Source organism: Terriglobia bacterium (assembly GCA_020073205.1).
Lineage (GTDB): Bacteria > Acidobacteriota > Polarisedimenticolia > Polarisedimenticolales > JAIQFR01 > JAIQFR01.
In genome coordinates, this window is record JAIQFR010000018.1 from 20,464 (window position 1) to 35,015 (window position 14,552).

The 14,552-nt window shown below is 69.9% G+C and carries 13 protein-coding genes; 12 read left to right on the forward strand and 1 reads right to left on the reverse strand.

The window, feature by feature from the left end:
* Positions 1-11 precede the first annotated feature (11 nt).
* The 12 genes from LAO51_05860 (at position 12) to LAO51_05915 (ending at position 13,180) form a co-directional block, all read left to right on the forward strand.
* Positions 12-236, forward strand: a complete 225-nt coding sequence (locus tag LAO51_05860; protein MBZ5638269.1) for a hypothetical protein — start codon at positions 12-14, stop codon at positions 234-236.
* Positions 233-3,253: a Fe-S-cluster-containing hydrogenase gene (locus LAO51_05865; protein ID MBZ5638270.1), complete on the forward strand. Its 3,021-nt coding sequence runs from the start codon at positions 233-235 to the stop codon at positions 3,251-3,253. Before LAO51_05860 ends, LAO51_05865 begins: the two co-directional genes overlap by 4 nt.
* Complete coding sequence (gene nrfD / locus LAO51_05870) at positions 3,243-4,634, forward strand: polysulfide reductase NrfD (protein ID MBZ5638271.1); 1,392 nt, start codon at positions 3,243-3,245, stop codon at positions 4,632-4,634. Before LAO51_05865 ends, nrfD begins: the two co-directional genes overlap by 11 nt.
* Entirely contained in the window at positions 4,627-5,757 is a 1,131-nt protein-coding gene (locus tag LAO51_05875; protein ID MBZ5638272.1) for a DUF3341 domain-containing protein, read from the forward strand. The genes nrfD and LAO51_05875 overlap by 8 nt, the downstream gene beginning before the upstream one ends.
* Entirely contained in the window at positions 5,754-6,905 is a 1,152-nt protein-coding gene (locus tag LAO51_05880) for a quinol:cytochrome C oxidoreductase (GenBank protein MBZ5638273.1), read from the forward strand. Before LAO51_05875 ends, LAO51_05880 begins: the two co-directional genes overlap by 4 nt.
* Positions 6,902-7,819 carry a cytochrome c gene (locus LAO51_05885; protein ID MBZ5638274.1) on the forward strand — a complete coding sequence of 306 codons (918 nt, stop codon included), beginning with the start codon at positions 6,902-6,904 and terminating at the stop codon, positions 7,817-7,819. Before LAO51_05880 ends, LAO51_05885 begins: the two co-directional genes overlap by 4 nt.
* A 95-nt stretch (positions 7,820-7,914) precedes the next feature.
* Positions 7,915-8,721: an SCO family protein gene (locus LAO51_05890; GenBank protein ID MBZ5638275.1), complete on the forward strand. Its 807-nt coding sequence runs from the start codon at positions 7,915-7,917 to the stop codon at positions 8,719-8,721.
* A gap of 25 nt (positions 8,722-8,746) precedes the next feature.
* Positions 8,747-10,372, forward strand: a complete 1,626-nt coding sequence (locus tag LAO51_05895) for a cbb3-type cytochrome c oxidase subunit I (GenBank protein MBZ5638276.1) — start codon at positions 8,747-8,749, stop codon at positions 10,370-10,372.
* On the forward strand, positions 10,369-10,989 hold the full coding sequence (locus tag LAO51_05900; protein ID MBZ5638277.1) for a cytochrome c oxidase subunit 3: 621 nt from the start codon (positions 10,369-10,371) through the stop codon (positions 10,987-10,989). Before LAO51_05895 ends, LAO51_05900 begins: the two co-directional genes overlap by 4 nt.
* 10 nt (positions 10,990-10,999) lie before the next feature.
* Positions 11,000-11,290, forward strand: coding sequence for a cytochrome C oxidase subunit IV family protein (locus tag LAO51_05905; protein MBZ5638278.1), 291 nt, complete (start codon positions 11,000-11,002; stop codon positions 11,288-11,290).
* Between the two features lie 8 nt (positions 11,291-11,298).
* On the forward strand, positions 11,299-12,258 hold the full coding sequence (gene coxB, locus LAO51_05910) for a cytochrome c oxidase subunit II (GenBank protein ID MBZ5638279.1): 960 nt from the start codon (positions 11,299-11,301) through the stop codon (positions 12,256-12,258).
* 4 nt (positions 12,259-12,262) lie between these two features.
* Positions 12,263-13,180: a protoheme IX farnesyltransferase gene (locus LAO51_05915; protein ID MBZ5638280.1), complete on the forward strand. Its 918-nt coding sequence runs from the start codon at positions 12,263-12,265 to the stop codon at positions 13,178-13,180.
* 41 nt (positions 13,181-13,221) lie between these two features.
* Here LAO51_05915 and LAO51_05920 read toward each other — a convergent pair whose 3' ends face one another.
* Entirely contained in the window at positions 13,222-14,421 is a 1,200-nt protein-coding gene (locus LAO51_05920) for an NAD(P)/FAD-dependent oxidoreductase (protein ID MBZ5638281.1), read from the reverse strand.
* Between the last annotated feature and the right edge of the window lie 131 nt (positions 14,422-14,552).

A 14,552-nucleotide genomic window follows, 5' to 3' on the forward strand; every position in this document is an offset into this window, starting at 1 on the left:
GGAGGACCGGAATGCCGCGATCCGACGACCGCAGGAGCTTCCTCGGGATGCTGGCCGCTCTCGTGGGAGGCCTCGCGTCTTCCCGGGTGGCCGGGAGCCGGTCTTCCCTCGGCGATTCCGCGAACGAGCCGGCGGATCCCTTGGGGCGGATCGAACCGGGGCCGTCACGACCCCGGCCCCTGACGCGCACCACGCCGCCGCGCCACTCCGTCCCGCGCGAGGAGGGTCCGCGGTGACGGCGAGACGATACTGGCGGTCGCTGGCCGAGTACCACGGCCTCCCGCCGACCGAGGACGAGCTCGTCGCCCGGGCCGCGCACGGCGTGGGGGAGCCGCCGGAGATTCCGGTCGATGGCCTCTCCAGGCGGCGCTTCCTCGGCCTGCTCGGCGCGTCGGCGGCGATCGCGTCGGGCGCGTCCTGCTCCAGTCCGCAGCGGGGGACGATCGTCCCGTACACCAAGAGGCCGCCCGAAGTCGTCCCCGGTGTCGCGAACCACTACGCCAGCACCTTCCAGGAGGGGACGTCCGCCTTCGGCGTGCTGGTGAAGGTGCGGGAGGGACGGCCGATCCACATCGAAGGGAACGATGAGCACCCTGACTACGCCGGGAAGACGCATCTCCGGGCGATTGCCGACATCCTTCGCCTCTACGATCCCGACCGGTTGAGGCGACCGCACCTGGACGGGAAGCCCACGACCTGGACCGAGGCGGAGCGCCGGGTCGTCCCGGCGCTGAGGGCAGCGGCAGCGTCGCGCCGGCCGGTCCTCCTGGTGACGGGGGCCGTCGTGTCGCCGACCCGCCGGGCCCTGATCGAGGAGCTCCGCCGCGTCCTTCCCGGTCTCAGGCACGTCGCGGTCGAGCCGCTCGTCGGACCGGGGCCGCGCGATGCCGCCGTGGCCTGCTTCGGCGACGCTCGACGGCCCCGGCTGCGGTTCGACCGGGCGGAGGTCGTCCTCTCCCTCGAGAGCGATTTCCTGGGGATCGATAGCGAGGCCCCCATCGCCATTCGCGAGTTCGCATCGCGTCGTCGCGTCGTCGACCGGGACGGCTCCATGAGCCGGCTCTGGGTGGTCGAGGCGGGAATGAGCGTCACCGGGACCAATGCCGACCACCGGTTGCCCGCGCGCCCCTCGGATTCCGCGTTCCTCGTTTTCGCGCTCGCCCGCGCGCTGCACGAAATCCACGGGATCCCTCTTCCCTCGGGCCTCTCGCCCGACGTCCTCTCCGCGTTCGGTCTCGACGTGATCGCCGGACGGGTGAAGGCGCCCGCGGGGCTGCTCGAAGCCGTCGCCGCGGATCTCGCTAGGGCCGGCCGCGAGGCGCTCGTGGTGGCGGGGCCGACGCTTCCTGCGGAGGCGCATGTGGCCGCCTCGCTCCTCAACGTGATGCTGGGGGCCGAGGGGCACACCGTCGTCGCGGCTCACTCGCCCCCGGTCGCTGACGGCCCGGGCACGGCGGAGGATCTCGCGGAAGCGCTACGGGAGGTGAGGGCCGGAGGCTTCGCCGCCGCGATCTTCTGGGGAGTGAACCCGGGCTACTGGCTTCCGGACGCGGCCCTGTTCAAGGCTGCCTTGGCGAGCGTGCCGGCGAGGATCTTCATCGGCGTCCACCGGGACGAGACGGCGGAGGAATGCCCGGTCGCCCTTCCGGAGCACCACTGGCTCGAGTCCTGGGGCGACCACGAGACCTCGACGGACCTGCTCAGCCTGCAGCAGCCGGCGGTCGGTCCCCTCCACGACACCCGGCAAGGGGAGGAGATCCTCCTGGGCTGGGCGCGGGCGCTCGGTGCCGGCGTCCCGGAGGATTACCACGCGTACCTGCAGGACCGGTGGCGAAGAGAGGTGTACACGGCGGCGAGCCCCGTTCCGTTCGAGGCGTTCTGGAACGCGGCCCTCCACGACGGCGTCCTGAAGCGCACCGTGGCGCCGGCGCCGCCGCGCGCGATCCGGGTCGCGGCGGTGGAGCGAGCGACCGCCGGCGTGGCGCCTGCGGCCCCGAGGGCGGAGCTCGAGCTGCTCCTCCATCCGGCCACCACGGTCCACGACGGCCGGTACGCGAACAACGGCTGGCTCCAGGAGCTTCCGGACCCGGTGACGACCTCGACCTGGGGGAACCCGGCGCGCGTCTCGCCGGCGGACGCCCGGCGCCTCGGCCTCGAGGACGGGGACGTGGTCCGGCTGGAGGCGCGCGGGCGGTCGATCGAGGTCCCGGCGCTCGTCCAGCCCGGGCAGGCGGAAGGGACCGTCTCCCTGGCGCTCGGTTACGGGCGCCGCGCGGGGAACGTCGCGACGGGGGTCGGCGTCGACGCCTGGCGGCTCCTGGGAACGGGGAGCGCAGCGGCCTCCCCCTTCCTCGCCGCGGCGACAGTCGCCTCCACGGGGTCGCGTGCCGAGCTGGCGATGGCGCAGATGCACCGGTCGATGGAAGGGCGGGACATCGTCCGGAGCCTGCCGCTGGCCCGATACGCGAAGGAGGGGATGGAGCAGGGGAAGCACGAGCTGGCCACCCTGTTCCCGCCGCAGCGGTTCCCCGATCACAAGTGGGGGATGGCCATCGACCTCACGGCCTGCGTCGGCTGCGGCGGCTGCATCGTCGCCTGCCAGTCGGAGAACAACGTCCCGGTGGTGGGTCCCGAGCAGGTGCGCCGCGGCCGTGCGATGCAGTGGATCAGGATCGACCGCTACTTCGACGGGCCGCCCGAGAACCCCGCCGTCGTCCACCAGCCGATGCTCTGCCAGCAATGCGACAACGCGCCCTGCGAGACCGTCTGCCCGGTGAACGCGACGACGCACAGCCCGGACGGCCTCAACCAGATGGCGTACAACCGCTGCGTCGGGACGCGGTACTGCGCGAACAACTGCCCCTACAAGGTCCGCCGGTTCAACTACTTCGAGTACAACGCCGAGAAGACGGAGCCCCTGAGCCTCGTGTTCAATCCCGAGGTCACGGTCCGCCCCCGCGGCGTCATGGAGAAATGCACGTTCTGCGTCCAGCGGATCGACGACGTCCGCCAGCGCGCGAACGGGGAGGGGAGGAAGGTCCGGGACGGCGAGATCGTCCCCGCCTGCGCCGCCGCCTGCCCGTCGAGCGCGATCGTGTTCGGCGATCTCAAGGATCCCGCGAGCGAGGTCTCCCGTCTCTCCGCGAGCGACCGGGGGTATCGCGTGCTCGAGGAGCTGGGGGTGAAGCCGTCGGTGACGTACCTGGCCCGGCTGGTCCACCCCGTGGGAGACGGAGACGGCCATGAAGGCTGACGCCGCGACGCTTCCCCAGAGCCTCCGGCCGAAGGAGGTCTTCGAGGGGAAGGTGACGGCGGGCTCCCTCGACGATCAGGTGCTGCAGCTCACGGTGGCGCGCCCCACGCGAGCCTGGTGGGCCGGCTTCCTGATCTCGCTCGTGATCTTCGCCCTGGGCGGCTCGCTGATCCTGTACACGTTCTACATGGGGATCGGCGTCTGGGGGAACAACCGCCCGGTGTACTGGGGCTTCGGCATCATCAACTTCGTGTTCTGGGTCGGAATCGGCCACGCCGGCACGCTGATCTCGGCGATCCTGCTCCTGTTCCGCGCGACGTGGCGCAACGCCATCGCGCGGTTCGCCGAGGCCATGACGATCTTCGCGGTCATGTGCGCGGCGATCTTCCCGCTGATCCACGTGGGCCGACCCTGGGTGGCGTTCTGGCTGTTTCCTTACCCGAACCAGAGAGCGATCTGGCCCAACTTCCGCTCGCCGCTGATCTGGGACGTCTTCGCCGTGAGCACCTACTTCAGCGTCTCCCTGCTGTTCTGGTACCTCGGCCTCATCCCGGACATCGCCTCCATGCGCGAGCGGGCGCAAGGGAAGGTCCGCAAGACCCTGTGCGCGATCTTCAGTGTCGGCTGGCGTGGCGCCTCCACCCACTGGCGGCACTACGAGAAGGCGTACTTACTGCTCGCCGGCCTCGCCACCGGCCTCGTCCTGTCGGTGCACAGCGTCGTGTCGTTCGACTTCGCGGTCTCGATCGTGCCCGGCTGGCACATGACGATCTTCCCGCCCTACTTCGTCACCGGGGCGATCTTCGCCGGGTTCGCCATGGTGGTCATCGTGCTGGTGGTCGTTCGCGAGACGATGCACCTCAAGAACCTGATCACCGACTACCACCTGGACGTGATGAACAAGCTGATCCTCGGGATGTCGTGCCTGATGGGGTACGCCTACGCCATGGAGGGGTTCACGGCCTGGTACAGCCAGAACCCGTACCTCAAGTCCATCTTCCTCCAGTACGTCTGGGGACCCTACGGGTGGGCCGGTTGGCTCACGATCGCTTGCAACGTTCTGATACCGCACGTCTTCTGGGTCCCGCGCTTCCGGCGCTCGTATCCCGTGATGCTCTTCGTCGCGCTAGCGGTCACCGTCGGGATGTGGCTCGAGCGGTTCGTCATCATCGTGGTCTCCCTTCACCACGACTACCTCCCGTCGTCGTGGCATCTGTACAAGCCGACCCTCGTGGACCTCGGGATCCTGCTGGGCTCGTTCGGCATGTTCTTCACGTTCGTCTTCCTGTTCGCGCGCGTCCTCCCGGTGATCGCGACCAGCGAGGTCAAGGCGAGCCTCCCGGGAGCCCAGCCTTCCCACGGCGGGGGCGGCCATGAGTGAGCGCGCCTTCGCCGTGCTGGGGCTCTTCGACAGCGCAGAGGCGCTCGTGGACGCGGCGGCGCGGATCGAGCCCCAGCGGCTCGGCCGCCTGGAGGCGTACACCCCCTACCCCGTGCACGGCATCGACGAGGTGCTCGGGACCAGGAAGTCGCCGCTGGCGGGGATGACGCTGGTCGCGGGGGCGCTCGGCGCGATCACCGCGATGGTGTTCGAGTGGTGGACGAGTGCTTTGGACTACCCGCTGATCACCGGGGGCAAGACGCCCTTCTCGTGGCAGGCCTTCGTCCCGATCATGTTCGAGGTGACCGTCCTCTTCGCGACGTTCACCGCCGGCCTCGGGATGCTGCACCTCCTGGCGCGGCTCCCGTTCTTCGGCCACCCGCTCCACGGCTCCAAGGCGATGGCCTCGATCACCCGCGACCGGTTCGCGCTCGCCGTCGAGGCCGGGAGCGTCCCGCTCGCCGTCGAGCCGGCGCGGGCGGCGCTCGTCGCCGCCGGAGCGCTGGAGATCGAGGTCCTGACCGTGCCGGCGGAGCGAGGGCCGATCCCACTCCGCTTCGTCTCGCGGTCGGCGCTCGGCATCGCCCTCTCTTGCGCGGTGGCGGGCTACGCCACCTACTGGGGGGTGAAGCTGGTTCCGGTGATGCCGCCGATGGTCCACATGCTGGAGCAGCCGAGGCTCGACGCTCAGAAGGGGAGCGCGTTCTTCCCCGACGGCCACGGCATGCGGCCGCCGGTCTCGGGGACCGTCGATCGAGAGCACGTCCCGTGCACGATCCGGACCGAGGAGGAGGCCGCGGCCCTCGTGAATCCGCTCCCGCGCACGGCGGAGGTGCTCAGGCTCGGGCGGAGGGCCTACGAGAACCACTGCATCGTCTGCCACGGCGCGCTCGGGAACGGGGTGCCGACCCTCACCGCGGCTTACGGCGCGAAGCCCGCCAACCTCCAGTCGCGGGCGATCCTGGGCCTCGCCGACGGGCAGATCTACCACGTGATCATGCGGGGGAAGAACTCGATGCCCTCCTACGCCGCCGACCTGACCGAGGACGAGCGATGGGCGGCGGTGCACTACGTCCGGGTCCTGCAGCGGGCGCAGAACGCGAAAGACGAGGACCTCCGATGAGCGCGCCCCGGGGGCCGTCGGGCCGCGTGCCCGCCCTCATGGCCTCGGCGGGCGCCGTGGGGCTCGCGGCGACCTGGCTCGCCGCGGGACCGGCGCGGTTCTGGGCGAACTGGCTCCTCTGGTTCATGTTCCTCCTGACCGTCGGCCTGGGCGCGCTCTTCCTCGTCGCGCTCGAGCACCTGGCGGACGTCCGCTGGAGCGTGCCGATCCGCAGGACCGCGGAGCGGGTCGCCGGCCTCGTCGTCCTCGTGGCGCCCGTCGCGCTGATCGCGCTCCTCGCGCTCCCGGTGCTCTACCCCTGGACCCGCCCCGAAGCGGCCCTGAAGCCCGCGATCGCCGGCAAGGCCGCGTGGTTGAACGTCCCGTTCTTCTCGGTCCGGGTCCTCGTCTCGGTCGCCCTCTGGCTCCTCTCCTACCGGGTGTTCGTGGGCGGATCGGTGCGGCAGGACCGGACGCGGGATCCGGGATTCAACGTTCGCGCCCGCCGGTTCGCCCCGGCGTTCATGGCGATCTTCGCGCTGACCCTCACCCTCGCGGCGTTCGACTGGATGTCGAGCATGGAGCCCGAGTGGTACAGCGACATCTTCGGGGTCTACGTCTTCGCGGGCTCGTTCCTCGCCGGCCTCGCCGCGGTCTCGCTGGCCGTGCTGTACCTCAAGGACCGCGGGCGGCTGCCGGGAGTCCGCTTCGACAACCTTTACGGCCTCGGGGGCTGGCTCTTCGCGTTCGCCGTGTTCTGGGGGTACATCGCGTTCGCCCAGTACCTCCTCCAGTGGTACGGGAACCTCCCCGAGGAGGTGTTCTGGTACCGGGAGAGGCTCGAGGGGGGCTGGCTCGTCCTCGCCGTCCTCATCGGCGCGCTCCACTTCGTGATCCCGTTCTTCGTGATGATCCCGCGCGACGCGAAGGGGCGGCCCGCGAGCCTGCGCCGCGCGGCGGTGCTGTTCCTCGTGGCCCACTTCCTGGACCTGTACTGGCTGATCCTACCGGCGTCGGGTACGGGCCCGCTCCCGTCCTGGCCGGAGGCGAGCTTCGCGCTCTTCTTCGGCGGGATCGCGCTACTCTGGCTCAGGAGGGCGATGACGGTCGGTGAGGACATGGCCGTGGGCGATCCGTTCCTCGAGGAGAGCCTGGAGTACCGCCTGTGATCGAGCAGTACGTCGGCCCGGAAGAGCTGAAGCGCCTGCTCTCGACGCTCCTGGTCGTCGTCCTGGCGATCGCCATCGCCATCCTCTTCGCGTCCATCGTGGTCCCGGGGCTCAGGAACGCGAACGCGCCCCTCGCGGGCCCGCCGGTCTCGCCGCCCGAGGGGGAGAGCGGCTGGCTCGATCCGACCGAGGTCACGCCGCAGAAAGGATACGTGATCCCGCCGGTCGATCCCGCGACGATCCTGACCGCGACGCCGGCCCTCCTCGAGCGGGGCAAGGCGATCTTCGCGCGCAACTGCGCCTCCTGCCACGGCATCGGAGGACGGGGCGACGGTCCCGCCTCGGCGACCCTGGTGCCCCGGCCGCGCGACTTCACGAAGTCCGACGGCTGGATCCACGGGTACAGGATCGAGGGGATCTTCAAGACGCTCGAGGACGGGATCCCGGGCTCCGCGATGACCTCCTGGGACTTCCTGCCCGCGAGGGACCGGATGGCGCTTACGCACTTCGTCCAATCCCTCGGCGAATTCCCGCACGGGCCGGAGGAGCCGGCCGCGCTCGCAGCGTTTGCGAAGCAGTTCGCGTCGGCGCCTGAGAGGGTGCCGAACCGGATACCGGTGAGCCTGGCGATGACGAGGCTCGAGGCCGAGGAGGCGCCGGTCGCTCCCCTGGCGGTGCCGGAGGGCCCTGCGGGGGACCGGGGATCCGCTCTCCTCCGCGCGGCGATCGTGGACGGGAGTCGAGCGGCCCTGACCCTCGCCCGCTCGCCGCGCTGGCGAGAGACGCCGGCGGCGCTCGCGGCCGCCGTCGTTCCGGGGGCGCCCGGCGACGGCTTCGCGGTCTCCGTCGCGACGCTCGACGCCGACGACTGGGGGGCGCTCCACCGCGAGCTGCTCCGGGCGGCTCCGCGATGAAAGGGATCGACCGGGCGCTTGCGGCGCTCCCTCGCGCGGGACAGAATCGAGCCCACGGCCATGTTCCCGGTGTTCGATCGGGAGGGGGAAAAGGGTTGAGAGGATCCGCGTCGCTCGTCGTCCTCGCGGCCGCGGCCTGCCTGGCGCCGGCCTCGCGCGCCGGGGACGTCGTCGCGCCGCCGCCGGGAGAGATCGGGATCTTCGAGAAGCTGGGGGGGCAGGTTCCCCTGGACCTCACGCTCGTCGACGAGGGGGGGCACAAGGTGGCGCTCGGCCGCCTCCTCGACCGGCCCGTGCTCCTCACCCTCAACTACTTCCGCTGCGCCATGGTCTGCACGCCTCAGCTCAACAACCTCGCGGCCGTCCTGGAGCGGATGGACCTCGAGCCGGGGAAGGAATTCAAGGTCCTGACCGTGAGCTTCGACGATCGGGACACTCCCGAGATCGCCGAGCGGAAGCGCGCGAACTACCTCGAGCTCATGAAACGCCCCGTGCCTCCCGAGGGCTGGCGCTTCCTCACGGGCGACGCGGCCTCGACGAAGGCGCTGGCGGACGCGGTCGGCTTCAAGTTCCGGCGGCAGGACGGGGGCTTTGCCCACCCCGCGGCGATCATCGTCCTCTCGCCCACGGGGCGGGTGACCCGGTACCTCTACGGAATGGACTACCTCCCGGCGGAGCTCGAGACCGCGGTCGGCTTCGCCGCCCAGGGGATCGCGCTTCCGACCGTGAACAAGTGGCTCCGCTTCTGCTTCAGCTACGATGCCGAGGGGCGGAGGTACGTCTTCAGCGTGACGCGCGTCGCCGGCACGATCATCCTCCTGGCGGCGGCCGCGCTCCTGGCGGCCCTGATCTCGAAGGGGCGGTCGAGGAAGCGCGGCACGAACGAACGGAGCGCCGGCTAGCGCCGCTCGAGGAGGGGCTCCAAGGATGGGCACGACAGCGACCGCCGCGCTCGACGCGGGCAGCTACCTCGACGCGGGGCGCCGGCGGGGGATTCTCGGCTGGATCCTCTCCACCGACCACAAGAGGATCGCGATCCTCTACCTCGCCTGCATGGTGTCGTTCTTCTTCGTCGGGGTCGCGCTGGGCGTGACGATGCGGCTCGTGGCGCTGAGCATGAACCCGACGATGATCGCGCCCCAGACCTACAACGCCCTGTTCACCGTCCACGGCGTGATCATGATCTTCCTGTTCGTGATTCCGGGGCTGTCGGCGGTGTTCGGGAACTTCTTCCTCCCGATCCTGATCGGCGCGCGCGACGTCGCGTTCCCCCGCCTGAACCTCGCCTCCTGGTACTTCTTCGTCGCCGGCGCCCTGCTCGCGATCGCGTCGCTCTTCACCGGAAGCGGCCCGCCCGACACCGGGTGGACCTTCTACGCCCCCTACAGCCTGAGGACCGGCACCAACGTGACGCTGGCGGTGTTCGCGGTGTTCATCCTCGGCTTCTCCTCGATCCTCACCGGGCTCAACTTCATCACCACCGTCCACCGCATGCGGGCGCCGGGGATGACGTTCTTCAGGATGCCCCTGTTCGTCTGGTCGGTGTACGCCACCGGCTGGATCCAGGTCCTCGCGACCCCGATCCTCGGGATCACGCTCCTCCTGGTGATGCTCGAGCGGATCTTCGGCATCGGGGTGTTCGACCCCGCCAAGGGCGGGGACCCGATCCTCTACCAGCACCTGTTCTGGATCTACTCGCACCCCGCCGTCTACATCATGATCCTGCCGGCCATGGGCGCCGTCTCCGAGGTCATCCCGACGCACGCCCACAGGGCGGCCTTCGGCTACAAGGCGATCGCGTACTCCTCGATCGCGATCGCGGGGGTGGGGTCCCTGGTCTGGGCGCACCACATGTTCACCAGCGGCATGAGCGAGACGGCCAACATGGTGTTCTCGCTCCTCACGTTCCTGGTGGCGATCCCCAGCGCGATCAAGGTGTTCAACTGGACCGCGACCCTCTACAAGGGTTCCATCGACCTGTCTCCCGCGATGCTCTTCGCGCTGACCTTCGTTTTCCTGTTCTCCATCGGCGGGCTGACCGGGATCATCCAGGGGGCGCTCGCGGTGAACGTCCACCTGCACGACACCTACTGGATCGTGGGGCACTTCCATTACGTGATGTTCGGCGGGACCGGGATGGCCTTCTTCGCGGCGCTCCTCCACTGGTTCCCGAAGATGTTCGGGAGGACGTACAACCGGAAGGTGGCGACGTTCGCCTGGTTCCCGATCTTCATCGGCTTCAACATGCTCTACTTCACCATGCTGGTCCTCGGGTGGATGGGGATGCCGCGGCGCTACTTCCAGCACCTGCCGCAGTTCCACACCGGCCACGTGGTGGCGACGGTCGGCTCGTGGCTCCTCGCGTCGGGGCTCCTCATCCTCTTCGGCAACTTCGTGGTCGCGCTCTTCCGCGGCGGGAAGGCGACGGCCAACCCGTGGGGGGGGGTGACCCTCGAGTGGACGATCCCGTCGCCGCCGCCCGTGGAGAACTTCCACGAGATCCCGACGATCACAGGCGGGCCGTACGTGTTCAATCCGGGGAAGGGGAGATGACCGGGAGGGAGACCGCCGCCGAGGCGCCGCACCGGGACTACCAGGGCGCGAAGATCGGGATGTGGCTCTTCGTGTTCACGGAGCTGATCCTATTCGGGGGGCTGTTCCTCCTGTACTCCGCCTACCGGATGAAGTACCCGCACGAGTTCCACGAGGGGGGGCAGGAGCTGAACGTGGTGATCGGCGTCGCCAACACCCTCGTCCTCCTGACCAGCAGCCTGACCGTCGCGATGTCGATCACCGCCGTCCAGAAGGGGGCGAAGCGCCAGGCGCAGCTCCTCCTCTCGGCCACGCTCCTCTTGGCCGCCGTCTTCCTCGTGGACAAGTACGTCGAGTGGAGCGCCGAGATCGGCCGCGGGATGTACCCGAACGGGGCCGAGCTCTTGAAGCGCCCCCCCGGATCGAACCTGTTCTTCGGCCTCTACTTCACCATGACCGGCCTGCACGGGGTCCACGTCCTGGCGGGGATCGGCGTCCTCGGAGCGATGCTCTACCTCGTGACGAGGGACCGGATCACGAGCGACGACTACGTGAAGCTGGAGAACGCGGGGCTCTACTGGCACCTGGTGGACGTCATCTGGATATTCCTCCTGCCGCTGTTCTACCTGGCGGCGTGAGGAGGGCGCGATGGAGCACCCGACCGGACACGTCATCCCGTACCCGACGCTCCTCAGGGTGTGGGGGGCGCTGGTCGTCCTGACGGCGATCCTGGTCTTCGTCAGCCGGGCGTTCCACGAGGCCCTGTCCGTCCCGGCGATGCTGACGATCACCCCTCTCAAGGCGGGGCTGGTCTTCTACTTCTTCATGCACCTCAAGTACGAGGGACTGCTCCTCAAGACGATGCTGCTCGTGGCCCTCGGCACGCTGCTCATCTTCCTGGGGCTGCTGTTCTCGGACGTCCTGGTGCGCTTCGCCTGAGGAGCAAGGTGCCCTTCGACCCGCACGCCGCCGGCATCGTGGAGAGGGTGGACACCATTTTCCTGGCCATCCTCGCCCTCTGCGTGCTGTTCCTCGTCGGCATCACGGCGACGATGGTCTACTTCGTGATCCGCTACGCCAGGAAGCGCAACCCGGTGGGAGAGGACATCGAGGGGCACGCCTGGCTCGAGGTGACGTGGACCGTCATCCCCCTCGCCCTCTTCATGGGGATGTTCTACTTCGGCTGGACGAACTTCGAGTACATGCGCAACCCTCCGCGCGACGCGATGGTGGTTTTGGGGACGGGCCGGCAGTGGGCCTGGAGCTTCAAGTACCCGAGCGGGCGGATCACGGACGAGCTGTACGTGGCCCTGGGCGAGCCGGTTCGCGTCGAGGTGCGCTCGCTCGACGTGATCCACGGGTTCTACATCCCGGCGTTCCGAGTCAAGGTGGACGCGGTTCCGGGGAAGAACAACTTCCTCTGGTTCACCCCGGAGGCCCCCGGCACGTTCGACATCCAGTGCACGGTGATATGCGGCGTGAACCACTCGTTCATGCTCTCGAAGGTCCACGTCCTGAGCGTTCCCGAATTCAAGAAGTGGTACTTCGCCGACGAGAACGCACCGCCGCCCGGGAAGGAACCGGCCGCGGCGAAGGAAGCCGCCGGCGGCGCGCCGGGCCTCGCGTCCGCGCGCGCCGTCCTGGACTCGAACCTCTGCCTCTCCTGCCACTCCGTGGACGGGACGCCGATGGTGGGGCCGACGTTCAAGGGGCTCTACGGCGCCAAGCGGCTCGTGGTGGCGCGCGGCCGGACGACCGAGGTCGTCGCCGACGACGCGTACCTGAGGCGCGCGATCCTGGATCCCGCCGCCGAGATCGTGAAGGGGTACCCGGCCGCGATGGACCCGGCCGCCCTCACGGACCGGGAGATCGAGGACGTCATCGCGTACCTGAAGACCCTGAGGTGATCCCGTGCCCCTGAGCCTCGCGGTCGCCCGTCCCCTCGAGCCGGCGGCGCTCGCTCGCGCGCTCGCGGTGCTGACCAAGATCCGGATCGCGAGCCTCTCCACGCTGTCGGCGGCCACCGGCTACGCGGTCTTCGCGCGAGGGCTCGGATGGGGCGTGCTGTCCGCCTGCGGCGGCACGCTCTTGCTCTCCGCCGGCGCCTCGGTCCTGAACGAGTGGCAGGAGCGGGAGGCCGACGGCCGCATGGAGCGGACCCGCGCGCGACCCCTCCCCGCCGGCGTCCTGGCGCCGGCCGCGGCGCTCGTCTTCTCGGCGCTCCTCATCAGCTCGGGCTTCGCCCTCCTGCTGGCGGCGCACGGCATCGCGACCTCGCTCCTCGGGCTCCTCGCGGTGGCCTGGTACAACGGGATCTATACGCCGCTCAAGCGGGTGACCGCCCTGGCCGTCGTCCCGGGCGCGTTCATCGGAGCGCTGCCGCCCGCGATCGGCTGGACGGCCGCCGGAGGGAGCCCCGCCGACCCGCGGATCCTGTGCCTGTCGTTCTTCTTCTTCGTCTGGCAGATCCCTCACTTCTGGCTCCTCCTCCTCCTGTTCGGCCGGGACTACGAGCGCGGCGGATTCCCGACCCTGACGGCGCTCCTCAGCCGGCGGCGGCTCGCGCGGCTGACCTTCGTCTGGATGATCACGACGGCCGCGTCCTCCCTCCTGCTCCCGCTCTACGGCCTCACGTCGTCGCCGCCCGTCGTCCTCGGCCTCGCGGCCTCCGCGCTCTTCCTGGGAGGGCTCGGCGCCTACGTCCTCCGCGGCGGCGGAGAGACCCGGTCGCTCTGGCGCGCGTTCCACGGGATCAACGCCTACGCGCTGGCGGTGATGCTGCTGCTGGCCGTCGATCCGTACCTGGCCCGATGGGCCTGGTGGAGCTGAAGGGCGGCGCGAACGGAGCCCGCGCCGGGGCGCCTTCGACCTCAGCGAGCCTCGGGGAGCCGTCCGCGGAGGTCGGCGGGGCGGAACGGACCCGGCTCGGCGATCAGGCGGCGCGCCGCCTCGACCTGCTCCCAGACGTTCCAGAGGAGCACCCCTCGGACGCGGCCGCTCCTCAGGTAGTACACCACTCCCTCGCGGTGCGGCTCCTTCCAGTCCGCGACGATCTCGAGGCGCGAGTCGATCTCGCCGACGGCCTCGTACCCCAGCTCGAAGAGGTCCGAGTAGAAGAAGGGGAGGTGGCGGTAGGGCTCCCCCGATCCTGCCATGGCGCGGCCGGCGGCTCGTCCCATGGTGTTGGCGTTGTCCTCGTGCTCGACGCGGATCCGCTTGCCCAGCACGGGGCTGTGGAAGGACGCCACGTCGCCCGCCGCGTAAATGTCCCCGTGGCTCGTCCGCAGCGTCTCGTCCACGACGATCCCGCCGTCCACTTCGAGACCCGCGGCCTGCGCCAGCTCGACGAGCGGGCGGATGCCGATGCCCGCCACGACGCCGTCCACCCCGATCGCCTGCCGTATCGGGCTGCCCGCAGGGTGGACCTCGAGGGAGAGGCGATCTCCTTGCGGCTCCAACCGTGCGGCCGTCTGCCCCGGAAGCACGGTGACCCCCTTCCCGGCGTAGAAGGAGTTGAGGAACAGGCCCAGGTCGTGCGGGAACACGCGGGCCCCGATGGTCTCCTGGGGGAAGATCATCGTCACGTCCTTCCCGTTCATGGCCAGGGCGGCGGCGATCTCGGAACCGATGAATCCTCCGCCGATCACGGCGAAGCGCCGCCCCCGATCCGCCAGCGCGCGAAGCTCGCGGTAGTCCTGAAGCGTGCGGAAGTAGTTGATCCGGTCGCCGCCGAACGGGAGGCGACGGGGCGCCCCTCCCGTGGCCAGGAGCAGCTTGTCGAACGTGTGGACCGCCCCGGCGTCGTCGGTCGCGCTCTTCGATCCCGGGTCGAGCGAGACCACCGTGCGGCCGAGGTGGAACCCGACCTCGAGCCCCTCGGTGTCTCGCCACACGCTCTCGACCGGCTTGTCCTTCCAGAGTCCCTTCGAAAGAGGCGGGCGGTCGTAGGGCGGGTCGGGCTCGGTGCCGAACAGGGCGACGGAGCCTTCGCGGTCCGCCTCGCGAATGCCGTGGATCGCGGCCTCGCCGGCCATACCTCCACCGACGATCAGGTACCTGGCATGCGGCATGTCGCTCTCCTCATCGTGCCGCCGTCGCCGCGGCCCCGCCCGGTCCACTGGGACGTGACGCGCAACATTCTAGTCACGTTCGGGGGATCGCGCAGCCGCGCCCTATCGGCGGTAGTACCCTTGGCGCGGAG

Excerpts from the sequence above, each read along its gene's own strand:
- LAO51_05900 (MBZ5638277.1), top strand. The coding sequence starts at position 10,369 with ATGACCGGGAGGGAGACCGCCGCCGAGGCGCCGCACCGGGACTACCAG.
- LAO51_05905 (MBZ5638278.1), top strand. The coding sequence starts at position 11,000 with ATGGAGCACCCGACCGGACACGTCATCCCGTACCCGACGCTCCTCAGG.
- LAO51_05860 (MBZ5638269.1), top strand. The coding sequence starts at position 12 with ATGCCGCGATCCGACGACCGCAGGAGCTTCCTCGGGATGCTGGCCGCT.
- nrfD (MBZ5638271.1), top strand. The coding sequence starts at position 3,243 with ATGAAGGCTGACGCCGCGACGCTTCCCCAGAGCCTCCGGCCGAAGGAG.
- LAO51_05895 (MBZ5638276.1), top strand. The coding sequence starts at position 8,747 with ATGGGCACGACAGCGACCGCCGCGCTCGACGCGGGCAGCTACCTCGAC.
- LAO51_05920 (MBZ5638281.1), bottom strand. The coding sequence starts at position 14,421 with ATGCCGCATGCCAGGTACCTGATCGTCGGTGGAGGTATGGCCGGCGAG.
- LAO51_05880 (MBZ5638273.1), top strand. The coding sequence starts at position 5,754 with ATGAGCGCGCCCCGGGGGCCGTCGGGCCGCGTGCCCGCCCTCATGGCC.
- LAO51_05875 (MBZ5638272.1), top strand. The coding sequence starts at position 4,627 with ATGAGTGAGCGCGCCTTCGCCGTGCTGGGGCTCTTCGACAGCGCAGAG.